The organism is Chromobacterium sphagni, assembly GCF_001855575.1.
GTDB classification, from domain to species: Bacteria; Pseudomonadota; Gammaproteobacteria; order Burkholderiales; family Chromobacteriaceae; genus Chromobacterium; species Chromobacterium sphagni.
Genome location: NZ_MKCS01000002.1, coordinates 662251 through 677777, shown reverse-complemented (window position 1 = coordinate 677777; position 15527 = coordinate 662251). Strand labels below are relative to the sequence as shown.

Genomic DNA, 15527 nt, shown 5'->3' with positions numbered 1-15527 from the left:
CGCGGCGATTACTTCTGGATTTCCAGCAGCTCCACTTCGAAATACAACGGGGTGTCGGGCGGGATGGTGCCTGGCACGCCGCGGCTGCCATAAGCGGTAGCCGCCGGGCAATACAGCTTGGCCTTGCTGCCCACCGCCAGCGCGCTCACGCCCTGGGTCCAGCACGGAATCACCCGGTTCAACGGAAAACTGATCGGCCCGCCGTTCTTGTACGAGCTGTCGAACTCCTTGCCGTCCTTGAAGGTGCCGCGATAGTTGACCTTGACGGTATCGGTGGTCTTGGGCATCGCACCCTTGCCGGCCTTGAGGATTTCGATCTTGACGCCTGAGGGCAGGGTCTGGGTGGCGGGAGCCGCATTTGCAGCCGCGCCCAAGGCCAGCAAGACCGCCATGGAAACGATACGGATAAAGGACATGGATAATACTCTCTTGTTCAGGACAAAACCGACGGACGATGGACTCGCCCGCCACGACAAGCCATGCGGCTAGCGATACTGAATGCTGCCGGACTCGGCCAGATCTTCCAGCAGGCGCTCCGCGCTGGCGCCCGGCATAGTGAACGGCTCCAGCATCGGCAACGGCGAATGGCGCAGGATCAATGAAGCGTTGAGCTTGTCCAGCGCCACTTCGGCCATGCTCCAGTTGGCGAACTTGCGCTGCTCTATCTCGTGAAAGGACAGCAGGGTCAGCGAGTGATGGCGGTCGTCGCGCGCCAGCTTCAAATAAAGGCGGTTGACATGCGCCCTGCTGCCCTCCAGAACCTGCATGAAGATGTCCTTGCTGTAACACAGCAGCCCGGTGATGCCCTGCGCGGGATTGTATTTGCGCGAGGCCCCCAGGATTTCATCCATCAGAGCCTGGTCTATCGGTTGTTGCGCCCGGCTGCAGTAGATCAGGCGAACCAGCATGGCCATGCTCCTTTCAAGGTTTGTGCATCAAGGACAGGAATTCGCGGCGCAGATTGGGATCGGTCAGGAAGGATCCGCGCATCACGCTATTGGTCATCTTGCTGTTGCCATCCTTCACCCCGCGCCAGTGCATGCAGAAATGATCGGCCTCCATCACAATGGCCAAACCGTCCGGCTGCAGTTTGCTCATCAGCAGGTCCGCAATCTGCGACACCGCCTCCTCCTGGATTTGCGGCCGGGTCATCACCCAGTCGATCAGTCTCACGTACTTGGACAGACCGATCAGATTGGAATTCTCGTTGGGCATTACTCCCACCCATACGCGGCCGATGATCGGGCACAGATGATGCGAACACGCGCTGCGCACAGTGATCGGGCCGACGATCATCAGTTCGTTGAGGCGCTCGACATTGGGAAACTCGGTACTCGACGGCATCGCCACATAGCGGCCGCGGAACACCTCGCGCAAGAACATCTTGGCGACCCTCTTGGCGGTGTCCTGCGTGTTGTGGTCATTCTCGGTATCGATCACCAAGCTTTCCAGCACCCCCTTCAATTTGGCCTGCACCTCGTCCTGCAAGGCATCCAGCTCGCCGTCCTCGATAAAAGCGGCGATATTGTCGTTGGCATGGAAACGCGCCCCTGCCTGCTGCAGGCGATAGCGAATCTTTTGGGAAACCGCTTCCTGCTGATCCTGCTTATCGATTTTGCTCATTGTTTATTACTTGTTCGCAAGAAAATGGAAATCATTCCGGAATATACCGCAACTACGCAATGCGGGCATCGCCGCGCCAACTGCAAACAGTGGTCGGCAAGCAGGCATGCTGCGCCGATGGTAGATCAGGCCAAACCATCTTGCAAACAACAATGCCGGCCAGAATCGCCAGCGCGGGTCAAAACCGCCTGTCAAAGAAACGCGGCACACCGGACATGCGTGACAGCCTGCAAGACTGCCATGAGCCGGCATGATGCGCAATGCCATGCAAATGAATAATCGTCGGCGATCCCAGACGATGGCACCGTCAACCGCAAGCGCGGTGCCAAGAAAAACGGCACCCATCCCGGTAGGAATGGATGCCGCAGCATCAGCAAAAAACTCTCACTCAGCCAACCAGCAAATACACCTCGCGCGTCGGCAGCGCGATCTTGTTGTCCTTGCTGTACTGATAGTCATGGAAAACGTGCTCGGCGCTCAGCAACTGATAGCTGCCGTCATCGCGCTTGTGCGAGGTGTCTTTCAATCGATAGGCGTAATGGCCACAGGTCCAGCAGTCAAAATTCCGCATATGCGTGCACAGGCAGGTCTTTTCCCATACCGGCACCCGCTTCGACCCAGGGGCTGCCGCCTGTTGAGCCTTGTAATAGGCATCGATATAGGAACAACTGCCTTTGGAATCCAGCAGATAGCCATAGGCCTCGCAATTAGGCCGGATGCTGTCGCCGATTGCCGGACAACTCTTTATCATCCGCATCGGATAGCCGGTGGGAGACAGCTGATTGACCTCAATGTCCTCCTCGCTGGACTTGAAATACTCCTGCTGCACCTTTTCCGGCAGGCCGCATTCTCGGCTGACCGTAAAGCGGGTGGCGACCTGGACGGCGCCGGCGCCGGCCTCGAGAAAAGCAGTCGCGTCGCTGCCGGTAAAGATGCCGCCGGCGGGAATCAGAGGAATGTCCAGCTGCTCGGCCTTCAGCCAGTCGCGGATCTCGCCGAAGATGGTTGCCAGATCGTATTCGGCCCAATCCATGCCGAAACCCAGGTGGCCGCCGGCCAACGGACCTTCCACCACGACATAATCCGGCAGACGATCATAGCGGCTGTTCTTTTTCAAGAACAGCTGCAGCGCGCGCAACGAGGACACGATGATGCCCAGCTTGGCGTCGCGGAAACGGGGATGGTCTTCAATAAGCGAGAAGGAGCCCAAATGCAGGCCAGCGGCCAGCGTAATGCCATCGATTCCGGCATCCAGCGCTGCGCGCATCCGCACGCGCAGCGTTTCCTTGGGGGCGTTCATCGTCAGCTTTTCCATGCAATTGATGAACACCAGGCCACTGCCCTGCTTCTGCTGCATGGCATTGCCCACATGCAGGCGGGTAGCCTCTTCCAGCAGGCCAAGATCGAACTGCACCAGTGCCTTGTCAGGATTCTCGACATTGAACTTGTACTGGGCCAGCTTGTTCTTGACGTATTTGGTATTGAAACGACGGTCGGCCACGGTGGGCACCATCGCATCGGAAATATGGCCGATACCACCCAGCCTGGCGGCTTCCAGAGCCAATGCCGCGGTGGAAATATCGACGCCCATGCCGCCTATCATGACAGGCACCAGTTCCTGCGCGCCCAGCCGTAGACGAAAATCATCAACACACTTCATTGTGACGGGTCTCTCCATAGTGCTGGGCGGCATTATCGCCCGTGACATGTGGGAAATCCACAATTTTAGAGTTTTTGCTCATGGCAAGCGCGACCCGCCAGCCCTATCCCGCCACGCCGGCGGCAATCCGCAACTCCCGCCTCCCCGCAACCACCCCCCGTTCAACCAGGGATGCCATCACTCAAGGCTCCGCGGACAAGGGCGGCTCAAAGCCGCGACAGAAGACTGGCCAGGCTGTCCGAAGCCACTCGCCCCTGCCTGTCCGTTTGCAGCAACAGGCCGCTTGCGCCTGCCGCCAGCGCCGCCCGAGACAGCGCTAGCGACAAAGCCGGTCCGGCGGCGGCCACCGGCGCCGCGATCACCGGCAGATGGGTTTCCCGCCTTAGCCAGGCCAACTCGCCAACGTCCAGGCCAGGACTATCGCCCTCTCGCCCGCACTCGCAAAGCACAATTTGATGATTGCCGCCCGCTGCGACGCATTCGGCCGCCAACAGCCAGCCGGACAGCGATGTCCGATTATCCCGCTGCAAGATGACAGGTTTGTTGGTGCGGCCCGTCTCGCGCAGCAGTTCGACATTCCGCAAGCTGTCCGGCGTGATCAGCAGCCCATCCATTTGCAGTTCCAGATGGACTTCCAACAGGCGCGCATCCGACAACTCCGCCGCCGCCGCCAGGCCAAAGCGGCTGGTGATATCCCGCAAGGCTTCCAGCTCGGGGACGCCGAGAACCTGGTAATGATAGGGGCTGACATGGCGGCGAGTGCCGCCGCAAAACATCAGGCCGCCGCCAGCCTCTTGCACGCAGCGGGCCACCGCCTCCAACTCCGCCGCGTCGCGAGCCGGCCCGCAACCGGCCAGCCAGGCCGGCGCCCGACCGCCAAACTCGCAGCCGCCGATGCGGACCACGCTGTCCTCCGGCTGCGACTCGCGAGAAACGATGCGGTATTCGCCTACCACCCGCAACGCCCGCTCCACGCCGGCCAGCGCCTCGAACATGGCCGGTTCCAGGCCACGCTCTTCGCCGACCGCGCCTATCACCGTACGCTCCGACCCGCGCGAAACATGGGCGCTTAAACCCGCTGCGGCAATCCGCTCCACCACCGCCTGGATATCCGCCTCCGCCGCCCTGCCGCTCATCACTATGATCATTCCACCCCTCCTTTCGATTCACCGCTCTGCGGGGAGCGCCGCGCGCGCGACCACCGACTGGCCAGCCGGCGGGCCAGGCGCGAAAAGGCTGAAGGCTGCCGCCGCCACTGCCGCATGCGCCACACCGCGTGTCGAGCCCAGCGCCACGGCAAAGAGCTGCGCAAACGCTCGAACACCCAGGCGCGGCAGGCGTTGAATCGCGCATGCAGGCGAACGAACCAATCCACCTGCATCAACGCCGGGCGCGTCAGCGTGAACAGCCGGGCCACCAGGGCCGTTCCGCCCAGTTTGGCCAACAGGATGACTCCCACGCCCAGCAAGGCATGTCCCTGCTCGATCAGAAACAGCGCGCTCAGCTTCACCGGCAGCAAGGCCAGCGCCGGCAACAGGAACAAGGCCAGGGCGACGCGCGGCGAGCGGGAGGCCACCCAGCGCTCCAGCGCGGCCAGCGGCGGCCACTTGGCCAAGCGCTCCAGCACCGCCGCAAGTTCGTCCCAGGCATACTCTTCAAATACGATGATGGCTGCCAGCAGCAGCACCAGCGGCCAGGAAGCAGACCGGAGCAGGCGTTGCCAGACTGTCGGCCGGCCAATGGGAGCAGCTTGCATGGCGACGCTCAGGTTTTCGCCAATTCCAGCCACTTGGCCACCGGCTGCGGCTGATAGGCCCGCATCCAGTCCAAAATGGACTGTAGGCTGGCGTCGATGCGGAACAGGTCCATATTGCCCGGCGGCACGAAACCCTCCGCCACCGCGTGTTGCGCCAGCGCCCGCAGCGGCTGGAAAAAGCCGGCGGCATCCAGGACGCCCACCGGCTTGTCGTGCACCGACAACTGGGCCCAGGTCAGGATTTCAAATAACTCGTCAAAGGTGCCGAAGCCGCCCGGCAGGGCGATGAAGCCATCCGACAGCTCGGCCATCAGCGCCTTGCGCTGGTGCATGGTCTCGGTGACATGCAGCTCGCTCAAGCCCAGATGAGCCACCTCCTTGGCCTTGAGAAACTCAGGGATCACACCCACCACGCGGCCACCGGCGGCCAGCGCCGCATCGGCGGCCACACCCATCAAACCAACCTTGCCGGCACCATAGACCAGGGTGACGCCTTGTTCAGCCAGCGTGCGGCCAAAATCGCGCGCAGCCGCCTCGTACTCCGGCTTCGCCCCCTTGTTAGAGCCACAAAACAGACAAATCGCTTTTATTTTGCTCATCTCGTGCATTCCCAAAAAACAAGGGCCGGACAGTTCCGGCTCTGGCGGAAGTCCCAAAACATCACAGCACCGCCGCCGGGTAAGAGCCCAGCACCTTGACGAAGGACGTGCGCTCGCCCAGGCCCTTCAGCGCCTGCTGCACGTTTGCATCCTGCCGGTGGCCTTCCAGATCGATGAAGAAAACGTAGTCCCACAGGCCGGCGCGCGAGGGCCGCGACTCGAACTTGCTCATCGACACGCCATTGGCCGCCACCGGCTCCAGCAGCTGATGCACCGCGCCCGGGCGGTTGGGCGCCGACACCACGATGGAAGTCTTGTCTTGCCCGGTAGCCCCCACATCCTGCAAACCCAGCACCAGGAAACGGGTGGTGTTGTTGGGCTCGTCCTCCACATTTTCCGCCAGCTTCGCCAGCGAATAGCGCTCCGCCGCGGCCTGGCCGGCGATGGCCGCCGCCGACTCGTCCTCCGCCGCCAGCCGCGCCGCCTCGGCATTGCTGGCCACCGACACCCGTTCGACATCCGACGGCAGGTTCTTGTTCAACCATTCGTGGCACTGCGCCAGCGCTTGGGCGTGGGCGTAGACGCGGCGGATGCCGTCAAAGCCTTCCGCCTTGCGCAACAGATGATGGTGGATGCGCAGCACCACCTCGCCACAAATCTTCAAGGGCGAGCTGACCATCAGGTCCAGCGTGCGCCCCACCGCGCCCTCGGTGGAGTTTTCCACCGGCGCCACCACATAATCAAGCGCGCGCGACTCCACCAGCCGGAAGGCTTCGTCTATCGACGAACAGGCCACGGTACGGGCGGCATGGCCGAAATGCTTGACCGTGGCCAGTTGGCTGAACGTGCCTTCCGGGCCCAGATAGGCGATGGACAGCGGCTTCTCCAACGCCAGGCACTCGGACATCACCTCGCGGAACAGCCTGGCGATGGACTCGCCGGGCAACGGGCCCGGATTGAGGTCCTTGAGTCGGCGCAGCACCTGGGCTTCGCGCTCCGGACGGTAGATGATGCCGCCGCCCTTGATCTCGCCGATCTCGCGGGCGTGGCCGGCGCGCTGGTTCAGCAATGTAAGGATTTCGACATCGATGGCGTCGATGGCGTCGCGGTGTTGCTTGAGTAGTGGTTCCGACACGAGTTTCAGTCTTTCACGGTAACGAACTGGCCTTTACGATAAACCAAGTTTCCGCGAGATGACCATCGCTAGCAAGCTCCAGGCGCAAAAGACCGCCCTCCGGCCGCTCCGTGCCGGTCATTTCTACCATCCCGGCAGTCGGCAATCTAGCAATGGCGCGACAGACCGTGCAAGCGAGGAGGAATGGTAACCGTCCCTGACTCAACGCCAAGGGCACTGCCAGGCATGCGGCTACGACACGGTGGAAGAGGATGGCTCAATGACCGATGCCGCTTGGAGGCAACCGTAACGCCACTTGCTCCGATCAGTTGCCATCGACAGCCTATGTTGCTCCTGCGACCTCGTCTCTTCAGGATGCAGCTCGAGGCTCCGGAAGGGCCAATAATGACTGTTGGCGGATTTCGTACAGGTGGGGAGCGGCCGGATGCTGCGAATCCGCCGCCTGCAGGTCTGGAGGCTGGTGAGACTATGCGCGCTGCGGCGGAGCCGCTACGCGAGGCGGAGGATGTTCGTTCTGCCGCCGGATCGCTTGTTGCTGCTGCTCTGTCCTGGGATAACGGGTCCTGGCGTATTGGCGCTGGTAGAGGGGCAAGGGCGCGGCGACCCCATTGACTCCCCCCATGCCGGCTTTGCTCCCACCGGGCTCCCAATGCGCGCCCCATTGCGGCGACCCGTTTTTGCTCAGGCCGTGGAAGTAGTCCAGATGCCCGCGGCGCGCCTTGATCGCCGACACCACGTACGGCTGGCGCCGCGCCATCCTAGCAGGCGACGGATCAAACGCGCCTGATTGCATTTTGCGCAGCAGAAGGCGGCCGCTCTGTTCGCTGCCCCGCCCTTGGCTCCGCCCAGGCGCTTTATGAGCACCAGCGTACAGACGGGCACATGCCTGCCGGTCAGGATCGAACTTGGTCTACCCCGGTGGGAACACAATCATGCACAACCAAGTCCAGCGGCGGCGTGAACGCTTCATGCCCACCCTCGGCGACCAGACCGGAACCGTGACCATTTGCGAAAACATGGGCTGGTGGCATTGGAACAAACCAGCCGCGCGATTAACGATTCCGGCCATATCCTCCTCTGCTCCCGGCCCAGTGCCGCCAGCCGCAAACCCCTATCCGACAATGGCCATATCCGCCACAAATCTGACCAAGTCATTCGGCGAAGGCGCCACCCGCATGACGGCGGTCGACAACACCGATTTCGTGGCGCATTTCGGCGAAATGGTATTCATCGTCGGACCATCCGGCAGCGGCAAAACCACCTTTCTCAGCATGATTTCCGGCATCCTGCGCCCCGACGCCGGCACCGTGACCGTCAAAGGCTGCGACATCTGGGCGCTGGACAACGATCAGCTGGCCGACTTCCGCCTCAACACCATCGGCTTCGTATTCCAGGACTACCACCTGTTTCCGCGCCTGACCTCGGCCGAAAACGTGGCGATTCCGCTGATCCTGAAACAGCAGGACTGGGACACCTCGCTGGCGGCGGCCAACCAGTGCCTGGAGATCGTCGGCCTGAAAGGCTTCGGCAAGACGCTGCCGGTGAAGCTTTCCGGCGGCGAGCAGCAAAGGGTGGCCATCGCCCGCGCGATTGTCGGCAGCCCGGAAATCCTGATTCTCGACGAACCCACCGCCTCGCTGGACGGCGACACCGGCAAGATGGTGATCGCCTTCGTCAAGGAAAAGGTGCTCAGCGCCAGCCGCTGCATCCTGATCGTGACGCACGACATCCGCATCAATGAATACGCCGACCGCATCGTCCACATGGAAGACGGCCGCATCACCGGCCTGGATAAGGGAGCGCAATGAGAAACCGCATCGTCTTCGCGCTGGCCATCCTGGGCGTGTTGGCCGGACTGGTGGCCGCCTATATCTTCGGCATCGAACGCAAGGCCCAGCCGCCGGCGTTCGCGCCGGTCGCCAATCCCTACGCCGCAGCCATCTACGCCAACGGCATCATAGAGGGCGACCAGGGCAGCGGCTCCAACATCAATATCTACCCGGAAGTGTCCGGCCCGGTAGTGAAGGTGCTGGTGCGCGAAGGCCAGCCGGTTGCGGTGGGCGCCCCCTTGCTGCAAATAGACGACGCCACCCAGCAAGCCAGCACCGAACAATTGCGGCTGCAGGCCGAAGCGGCGCTGGCGCTGCTGAACGAACTGCAGGCGCAGCCGCGCCGCGAAACGCTGGCCATCGCCAAATCTCAGGTGGACCTCGCCATGTCCAACCTGAAAATCGCCCGCGACCAGTACGACAAGCGCCAGGCCAGCTTCCGCATCGACAGCAAGTCCATCAGCAAAGACGCGCTGGACACCGCCGGCGACACCATGCGCCAGGCCGCCGTGGCGCTGGACGTGGCGCGCAAGCAATACGAGCTGACCCGCGCCGGAGCCTGGAGCTACGACATCGCCAACCAACGCAAGCAATACCAGGCGCTGCTGCAGGCCTACCGCTCCGCCCGCAGCGTGCTGTTGAAGTACACCGTCAAGGCCCAGGTGGCAGGCGTGGTGCTGGCAGTCAACTCGACTCCCGGCAGCTATGTTTCATCGCAGGGATCCTACAACGCCTATACCCAGGGCTTCGATCCGCTGGTGGTGATGAGCGCGTCGCAGAGCACGCTGGCGGTACGCTGCTACGTCGATGAAATACTGGTGTCGCGCCTGCCGCCGCCGGACCACATGCAGGCGCAGATGTCCCTGCGCGGCTCCAACGTCAAGGTGGCGCTGCAGTTCGTCCGCATCCAGCCTTACGTCTCCCCCAAGATAGAGCTGTCCAACCAGCGGCAGGAACGGGTGGATCTCAGGGTGCTGCCGGTGATTTTCCGCTTCAAGATGACGACGCCCGCCATGGCCTACCCCGGCCAGCTGGTGGATGTCTTCATCGGAAGCAAATGATGTCCGCCGCCCGCAGAACCTGCGGCCGGCCGCGACGATGCGCCCGCGCCATCGCCGCGCTGCTGGCGGCCGCGTTGCTGGACGGCTGCATGCTGGGGCCGGATTTTGTCCGCCCCGCCCCGCCGCAAGCCGACCGCTACACCCAGGAGCCGCTTGCCGCCACCATCGCCGCCGATGGCCAGGCGCAGCAGTTCGCGCCAGGCGCCGCGCTGCCCGCCGACTGGTGGCGGCTGTTCGGCTCCGCGCCGATGAACGGCGTGGTCGAACAGGCGCTGGCGCGCAATCCCACCTTGCAAAGCGCCGAAGCCAGCCTGCGGCAAAGCCAGGACAATCTGCGCGCCGGTTACGGCATCTTCTTTCCCAGCCTGGACGCCGGCCTCAGCGCGACGCGGATGCGCAGCGCGCCGCAACAGCAGGGCTCGACAAACGAGGCAACGGTTTTCAACGTGGTGACGGCCAGCGGCGTCATCAGCTACCCGCTGGACTGGTTCGGCGGCGAGCGGCGCGCCGTCGAGGGGCTGGCGGCGCAAGTCGACCTGCAGCGCAACGCTGGCAGGGCCGCCTACCTGACGCTGTCGGCCAATGTCGTCGACGCCTGCATCGCCCGCGCGGCCTACGCGGCGCAACTGCGCGCCACCGAACAGCTGATCGCGCTGGAGACCGAACAGTTGCGCAGCGTCGAGGCGCAGGTGGATGCCGGCACCACCCCCTATGCCGCCATCCTGAGCCAGCAAGCCCTGATCGCCGGCAACCAGGCGCAGCTGGCGGCCCTGCGGCAGAAAATCAGCCAGGCGGAACACCTGCTGGCGCTGCTGATGGGTAGCCTGCCGGAGCAGGCCGCGCTGCCCGACATCGCGCTGGACAGCCTGGCGCTACCGGCGACGCTGCCGCTGAGCCTGCCTTCCGAACTGGTGCGGCAACGGCCGGACATCCTGCAGGCCGAGGCCAGGCTGCACGCCGCCAGCGCCGATATCGGGGTGGCCACCGCCGCCATGTTCCCCAGCCTCAGCCTGAGTGCGACCTATGGTTCGGCCGGCTCCAAGCCGGGAAATTTCCTGGCTGCCGGCAACCGCTTCTGGGGCGTAGGCCCGGCCTTGGCGATGCCGCTGTTCCACGGCGGTAGCCTGTGGTACGGACGCCAGGCCGCCATCGACGCCTATCGGCAGCAAGAGGCGAATTACCGGCAGACGGTGCTGCAAGCTTTCGGCCAGGTGGCCGATGCGCTGAATGCGCTGCAACACGACGCGCAGGCCTTGCAGGCCCAGCGCGACGCCAGGAATGCGGCCGCCGGCGCGCTGCAACTGCTGCAGGCCAATTATCGCGCCGGGTTGGTGGCCTACCTCGACGTGTTGAGCGCCGACATCCAGCTGCATGGCGCGGATATCGCCTATCTGCAGGCCGTGGCGCAGCGCCAGCAGGACACGGTGGCGCTGCTGGCGGCGCTGGGCGGCGGATGGTGGAGCGCGGCAGCTGGCGCAGGCGAAGGAGCGGCGCCATGAAATACGGCGGCATTCTGCGCATCGGCTTCAAGCTGCTGGTCAACGACCGGGCCAAATTCACCGCGCTGCTGATCGGCATCACCTTCGCAGTGTTCCTGATGATGCAGATGACCGCGATGTTCGCCGGCATCCTCAACCGGGCCTATTCCACGGTGACCAATATCGGCGCCAGCATGTGGGTCATGGACCCGGCGGTCAACACCGCCACCAGCCCCATCCCCATGCCGGACTACCTGCTGGATGCGGTGCGCAGCATGGACGGCGTCAGCTACGCGGTGCCGATCTACATCGGCGGGGCGCAGGTCAGGCTGGCCAGCGGCGACTATCAATCGGTGACGGTGATAGGGCTGGACGATACCAGCCTGTTTGGCCGCCCCGAGGTCGAGCAAGGCAAGATAGCCGATATCTATGCCGAAAACTCGTTCCTGGTGGTGGACGACGCCGAATTCCCCAAGCTGGAAAACCCCAAGATCGGCACCGAATTCGAATTGAACGATTTCCGCGGCGTAATCGTCGGCATCGCCAAGGTGGCGTCGAACGGATTGAACGGCGTGCCGACGCTGTACACCACCTATTTCCGCGCCATCCAGTACATACCGTCCACCCGCTTCACCATGTCCTATGTGCTGCTGCAACCCAAGAGCGACGCCGCCGTCGCCGGCATCCAGGACCAGGTGAAGAAGCTGGGCTACCTGGCGCTGACCAAGGATGCCTTCAAGGAGCACATCGCCGATTTTTACACCTACCAGACCGGCATCGGCACCAATATCCTGCTGATGACGGTGATCAGCTTCATCGTCGGGCTGTCGATCTCAGGCCAGACTTTTTACAGCTTCATCCTGGAGAATCTGGAGAAATTCGGCGCACTCAAGGCCATCGGCGCCAAGGGACGCGAACTGGTGGTAATGATACTGTTCATGGCCACCTTCACCGCGATCACCGGCTTCGGCCTGGGCATAGGCCTGATCACGCTGCTGATCACCATCGCCCGCTCGCAACTGCCCAACTACGCCGCCATCATCACCTTCTGGAACCTTGCGCTGGCATTTGGGATGGTGGTGGTGATCGCCGCCATTTCCAGCTATTTCGCCATCCGCCGGGTGCTCAAGATAGAACCCTTCGATATCTTCCGCGGCTAGCCGACCGATGCCCTTGCACGGACTCTTGGACAAACGAACGGGCCGCATGCTGCGGAATTCGGTTTGCGCCGCTGCGTGGCACACCGACACCCCTCCTCCGCATCGTCAAGCGCCAGTTCAACCCCTTGCAATCCTGTGGGAAGTTGAACTGTTCAGCGCTTTCACTGGGCAGGCACAAGCAACAGTAGCTCGCCCAAGGTCTGAGAGCGAATCTAGCCGCCGGCAATCAAGTCGCGCATGCCCCTTGAGCCTGGAAAACACATGGCTGCAAAATAGGCAATGAAAGCGCACCCCTCTTCGCCAAGCCGCCCCCACCAGCAAACCGGCGCGCAATACCCTGCATGGGTTGCGCCTCCCCCAACGCTTCTCAGCTGGATTTCTCTGCAGCGGCTCTTGCTATGGATATCTGCGTCAACTGCTCCAGTAGGTGCAGGATATGCTCGGCCGTTTCCAGCGGATGCTCCAGCGGAAACAGGTGGCTACCCTGCTGCGTTTCCACCCGCATCGGAAAGTGTCGCCGCATGAAGCGCAGGTCGGCCTCGCTCAGCACGTCCGACCCCGAGCCGGCCAGGAAGGCCGCCGGCACCGTGAGGCGGCCGCGGTGGCGCGGAAAATCGTGCGGCAAGGTGGCGTAGATATCGTGCTCCACCTGGGGACGGAATTTCAGCCGGCGGCCGCCGCAGCCGTCGTCCTGCGTGCCCAGTTCGGCATAATCGGCCAGGCACTCCGGATCAAAGCGGGCGAACATCGGCTTGCGGGCGAAATAGTCGCGCGCCATCTCCACCGATGCCCAGTTGTCGCGCCGCTTCAGGGTATTGCCGCCCGGCGTGACCCGCTGGATGAAGCCCAGGCGCTTGGCCAGCCAGATGCCGAAAGAGCGGGATGGTCCCATCAACGGCGAATCCATGATGATGATGGCGCGGAACAGATCCGGCCGCTTCAACGCGGCGTAGAACATCAGGAAGCCGCCCAGCGAATGTCCCACCCCCACCACCGGCCCGGCGTAGTGCCGCTCGATGTAGCGTATGCTCTCGTCCACCAGATGCGGCCAACAATCGGTGATCCGGTAGTCCGGATCGTGGCCTATGGTGTCCAGATAGCCGACTTGGTGGCGCTCGGCCAGCTTGTCCAGCAGCTTGCGATACACCGACGCCGGGAAGCTGTTGGCGTGGGCGAAATGAATGGTTTCCCGCATAAACCCCTCTGATAACTTCATTCTTATTTTTCACAAGCCGGCAGCTGTCTGCGTCGGTCCGGCCCGGATATACTAGCCGCAGAGTCCGACAGGCCTTTCGAGTTTGCCGGATCGCATGATTTGATGCATATTGCATCACGCCGCATAAAAACGGAACCGTCTTCCGTTTGCGTCGTCACACCCTCATCGCCAACCCCAGAAGAGTCTGCAAGTGCAAGCATACCTACATTCCACCTACCGATCGGCCTGGCAGTGGCTGGCGGCGCTGCTCGCCTGTCTGAGCTTCGCGCTGCCGGCGCATGCGGTCAACCAAGACGACCTGCTGCCGCCTGAGCAGGCGTTCGCCGCCAAAGTCGTCCGCAACGACAAACAACTGGAGCTGACCCTGGACGTCGCCTCCGGCTACTACCTGTACCGCGACCGCATCAGCGTCAGCAGCACCCCGGCCGAACTGACCGGCAAGCCGGCGCTGCCGGTCGGCCAGGAGAAGAGCGATCCCTACTTCGGCAAGCAGGTGATCTACCACGGCAAGCAGGTCATCACCATCCCGCTGGCAGCCGGCGCGCCGGACAATTTCCAGCTCAACGTGCGGCTGCAAGGCTGCGCCGAGGCCGGCGTCTGCTACCCGCCCTACACCCACAAGCTGCAGGTGGGCGGCAACGGCGGCGTGGCGGGCAAGCTGAGCGCCTGGACCGGAGACGCCGATACCGCGGGAAAATCGTCGGCCGGTAACAGCGAATTGGCAGCCCAGGGTTGGCTGACCACACTGGGCACCTTTCTGCTGGCGGGACTAGGCATGGCGTTCACCGCCTGCATGTACCCGCTGCTGCCCATCGTTTCATCGCTGATTGCCGGCCAGGGCGCAACCATTACCCGCCGCCGCGGCTTCCTGCTGTCCCTGCTGTACGTGCAAGGCCTGGCGCTCACCTACACCGCCGTCGGCGTGGTGGCCGGCCTCACCGGCTCACTGCTCACCATCTGGCTGCAGCAGCCGGCGGTGGTGCTGAGCGCCAGCGCGCTGATGGTGGTGTTCGCGCTGTCGATGTTCGACCTGTTCACCATCCAGCTGCCCAGCGGCCTGCAATCGCGGCTGAACGACACCTCCAACCGCCTGTCGGGCGGCAAGGCCGTCACCGTGTTCCTGATGGGCGCGCTGTCGGCGCTGCTGGTCGGTCCATGCGTGGCGCCGCCGCTGGCGCTGGCGCTGGGCTATATCGGCAGCACCGGCGACGCGGTGCTTGGCGGCGCGGCGCTGTACGCGATGGCGCTGGGTCTGGGCCTGCCGCTGATCGCCATCGGCACTTTCGGCGGCCAGGTGCTGCCGCGCGCCGGCAATTGGATGAAGGCGGTGAAGGCGGCCTTCGGGGTGCTGATGCTGGCCCTGGCCATCTGGCTGGCGACGCCCTTCCTGCCTGCCGCGCTGGTGATGCTGCTGTGGGCCGCGCTGCTGATCGGCACCGCAGTGTTCATCGGCGCCTTCGACAGCCTGTCGGCCGGCTCCAAGACCAGCGCCCGGCTGGGCAAGGCTCTGGGCCTGCTGTTGTTCCTGCTGGGCGGCGCGCAGCTACTTGGCCTGCTGTCCGGCGCCGACAATCCGCGCTATCCCTTGCGGCTGATCGCGTCCAGCAACGCCGAAGGCCACGCCCAGCAGAATTTCCAGCCGGTCAGCTCGATCGCCGAGCTGGACGCCAAGCTGGCCGAAGCCAAGGCCGGCGGCAAGCCGCTGCTGCTGGATTTCTACGCCGACTGGTGCATCGCCTGCAAGGAAATGGAAGCCGAAGTGTTTCCGCAGCCGCAGGTGGCGGCCCAACTGCAGCGCTTCACGCTGCTGCGCGCCGACGTGACCGCCAACAGCGCCGAGCACCAGGCGCTGCTCAAGCGTTTCGGCCTGTTCGGCCCGCCAGGCATCATATTGTTCGACCCGCAATCGCGCGAAAGCAACCGCGTGGTGGGCTACACGCCGGCGGAGGCATTTGCCCGGGAGCTGGGCAAAGTGGCAAACTAGCGCGATATCCGGCCGGCGCCCTGGCG

The 15527-nt window shown here is 63.6% G+C and carries 14 protein-coding genes; 5 read left to right on the top strand and 9 right to left on the bottom strand.

Annotated elements, in window-relative coordinates; translation table 11 throughout:
• Window positions 1-8: 8 nt before the first annotated feature.
• From BI347_RS18930 to pheA, 8 genes are all read right to left on the bottom strand, one after another.
• Complete coding sequence (locus BI347_RS18930; RefSeq protein ID WP_071114497.1) at window positions 9-416, bottom strand: FKBP-type peptidyl-prolyl cis-trans isomerase; 408 nt, start codon at window positions 414-416, stop codon at window positions 9-11.
• A 69-nt stretch (window positions 417-485) separates the two neighbouring features.
• A complete protein-coding gene (locus tag BI347_RS18925; protein WP_071114502.1) occupies window positions 486-908 on the bottom strand; it encodes a BLUF domain-containing protein in 423 nt (140 codons plus the stop codon).
• Between the two features lie 13 nt (window positions 909-921).
• Window positions 922-1623 (bottom strand): GTP cyclohydrolase I, encoded by a 702-nt coding sequence (gene folE, locus BI347_RS18920; RefSeq protein ID WP_071114496.1) that lies wholly within the window; start codon window positions 1621-1623, stop codon window positions 922-924.
• A gap of 388 nt (window positions 1624-2011) precedes the next feature.
• Window positions 2012-3283: a nitronate monooxygenase gene (locus tag BI347_RS18915; protein ID WP_071116740.1), complete on the bottom strand. Its 1272-nt coding sequence runs from the start codon at window positions 3281-3283 to the stop codon at window positions 2012-2014.
• Between the two features lie 206 nt (window positions 3284-3489).
• Window positions 3490-4431, bottom strand: a complete 942-nt coding sequence (locus tag BI347_RS18910) for a hypothetical protein (RefSeq protein ID WP_071116739.1) — start codon at window positions 4429-4431, stop codon at window positions 3490-3492.
• A complete protein-coding gene (locus BI347_RS18905; protein ID WP_071116738.1) occupies window positions 4428-5039 on the bottom strand; it encodes a hypothetical protein in 612 nt (203 codons plus the stop codon). Before BI347_RS18905 ends, BI347_RS18910 begins: the two co-directional genes overlap by 4 nt.
• Before the next feature lie 8 nt (window positions 5040-5047).
• On the bottom strand, window positions 5048-5638 hold the full coding sequence (locus tag BI347_RS18900; RefSeq protein WP_071114113.1) for an LOG family protein: 591 nt from the start codon (window positions 5636-5638) through the stop codon (window positions 5048-5050).
• 61 nt (window positions 5639-5699) lie between these two features.
• Window positions 5700-6773, bottom strand: coding sequence for a prephenate dehydratase (gene pheA, locus BI347_RS18895; protein ID WP_071114114.1), 1074 nt, complete (start codon window positions 6771-6773; stop codon window positions 5700-5702).
• 1175 nt (window positions 6774-7948) lie between these two features.
• Here pheA and BI347_RS18885 point away from each other — a divergent pair.
• From BI347_RS18885 to BI347_RS18870, 4 genes are read left to right on the top strand one after another with little or no spacing between them, the layout of a single operon-like run.
• Window positions 7949-8581 (top strand): ABC transporter ATP-binding protein, encoded by a 633-nt coding sequence (locus BI347_RS18885; protein WP_239690951.1) that lies wholly within the window; start codon window positions 7949-7951, stop codon window positions 8579-8581.
• Window positions 8578-9663, top strand: a complete 1086-nt coding sequence (locus tag BI347_RS18880) for an HlyD family secretion protein (protein ID WP_071116735.1) — start codon at window positions 8578-8580, stop codon at window positions 9661-9663. Before BI347_RS18885 ends, BI347_RS18880 begins: the two co-directional genes overlap by 4 nt.
• Window positions 9663-11162 (top strand): efflux transporter outer membrane subunit, encoded by a 1500-nt coding sequence (locus BI347_RS18875; RefSeq protein WP_071116734.1) that lies wholly within the window; start codon window positions 9663-9665, stop codon window positions 11160-11162. The genes BI347_RS18880 and BI347_RS18875 overlap by 1 nt, the downstream gene beginning before the upstream one ends.
• The gene (locus tag BI347_RS18870; protein WP_071116733.1) at window positions 11159-12301 is read left to right on the top strand and encodes an ABC transporter permease; all 1143 of its coding nucleotides are present in this window, start codon (window positions 11159-11161) and stop codon (window positions 12299-12301) included. The genes BI347_RS18875 and BI347_RS18870 overlap by 4 nt, the downstream gene beginning before the upstream one ends.
• A gap of 367 nt (window positions 12302-12668) precedes the next feature.
• On the opposite strand, the gene BI347_RS18865 is transcribed toward BI347_RS18870, so the two are convergent.
• Window positions 12669-13496, bottom strand: coding sequence for an alpha/beta fold hydrolase (locus BI347_RS18865; RefSeq protein ID WP_071116732.1), 828 nt, complete (start codon window positions 13494-13496; stop codon window positions 12669-12671).
• A gap of 211 nt (window positions 13497-13707) precedes the next feature.
• Between BI347_RS18865 and BI347_RS18860 the strand changes: the two genes are divergently transcribed.
• Complete coding sequence (locus tag BI347_RS18860; RefSeq protein WP_071116731.1) at window positions 13708-15501, top strand: protein-disulfide reductase DsbD; 1794 nt, start codon at window positions 13708-13710, stop codon at window positions 15499-15501.
• Window positions 15502-15527: the final 26 nt, after the last annotated feature.

Coding starts and splice junctions, on each gene's coding strand:
- BI347_RS18930 (WP_071114497.1), bottom strand. CDS start 416: ATGTCCTTTATCCGTATCGTTTCCATGGCGGTCTTGCTGGCCTTGGGC.
- BI347_RS18925 (WP_071114502.1), bottom strand. CDS start 908: ATGCTGGTTCGCCTGATCTACTGCAGCCGGGCGCAACAACCGATAGAC.
- folE (WP_071114496.1), bottom strand. CDS start 1,623: ATGAGCAAAATCGATAAGCAGGATCAGCAGGAAGCGGTTTCCCAAAAG.
- BI347_RS18915 (WP_071116740.1), bottom strand. CDS start 3,283: ATGAAGTGTGTTGATGATTTTCGTCTACGGCTGGGCGCGCAGGAACTG.
- BI347_RS18910 (WP_071116739.1), bottom strand. CDS start 4,431: ATGATCATAGTGATGAGCGGCAGGGCGGCGGAGGCGGATATCCAGGCG.
- BI347_RS18905 (WP_071116738.1), bottom strand. CDS start 5,039: ATGCAAGCTGCTCCCATTGGCCGGCCGACAGTCTGGCAACGCCTGCTC.
- BI347_RS18900 (WP_071114113.1), bottom strand. CDS start 5,638: ATGAGCAAAATAAAAGCGATTTGTCTGTTTTGTGGCTCTAACAAGGGG.
- BI347_RS18885 (WP_239690951.1), top strand. CDS start 7,949: ATGACGGCGGTCGACAACACCGATTTCGTGGCGCATTTCGGCGAAATG.
- BI347_RS18880 (WP_071116735.1), top strand. CDS start 8,578: ATGAGAAACCGCATCGTCTTCGCGCTGGCCATCCTGGGCGTGTTGGCC.
- BI347_RS18875 (WP_071116734.1), top strand. CDS start 9,663: ATGTCCGCCGCCCGCAGAACCTGCGGCCGGCCGCGACGATGCGCCCGC.
- BI347_RS18870 (WP_071116733.1), top strand. CDS start 11,159: ATGAAATACGGCGGCATTCTGCGCATCGGCTTCAAGCTGCTGGTCAAC.
- BI347_RS18865 (WP_071116732.1), bottom strand. CDS start 13,496: ATGCGGGAAACCATTCATTTCGCCCACGCCAACAGCTTCCCGGCGTCG.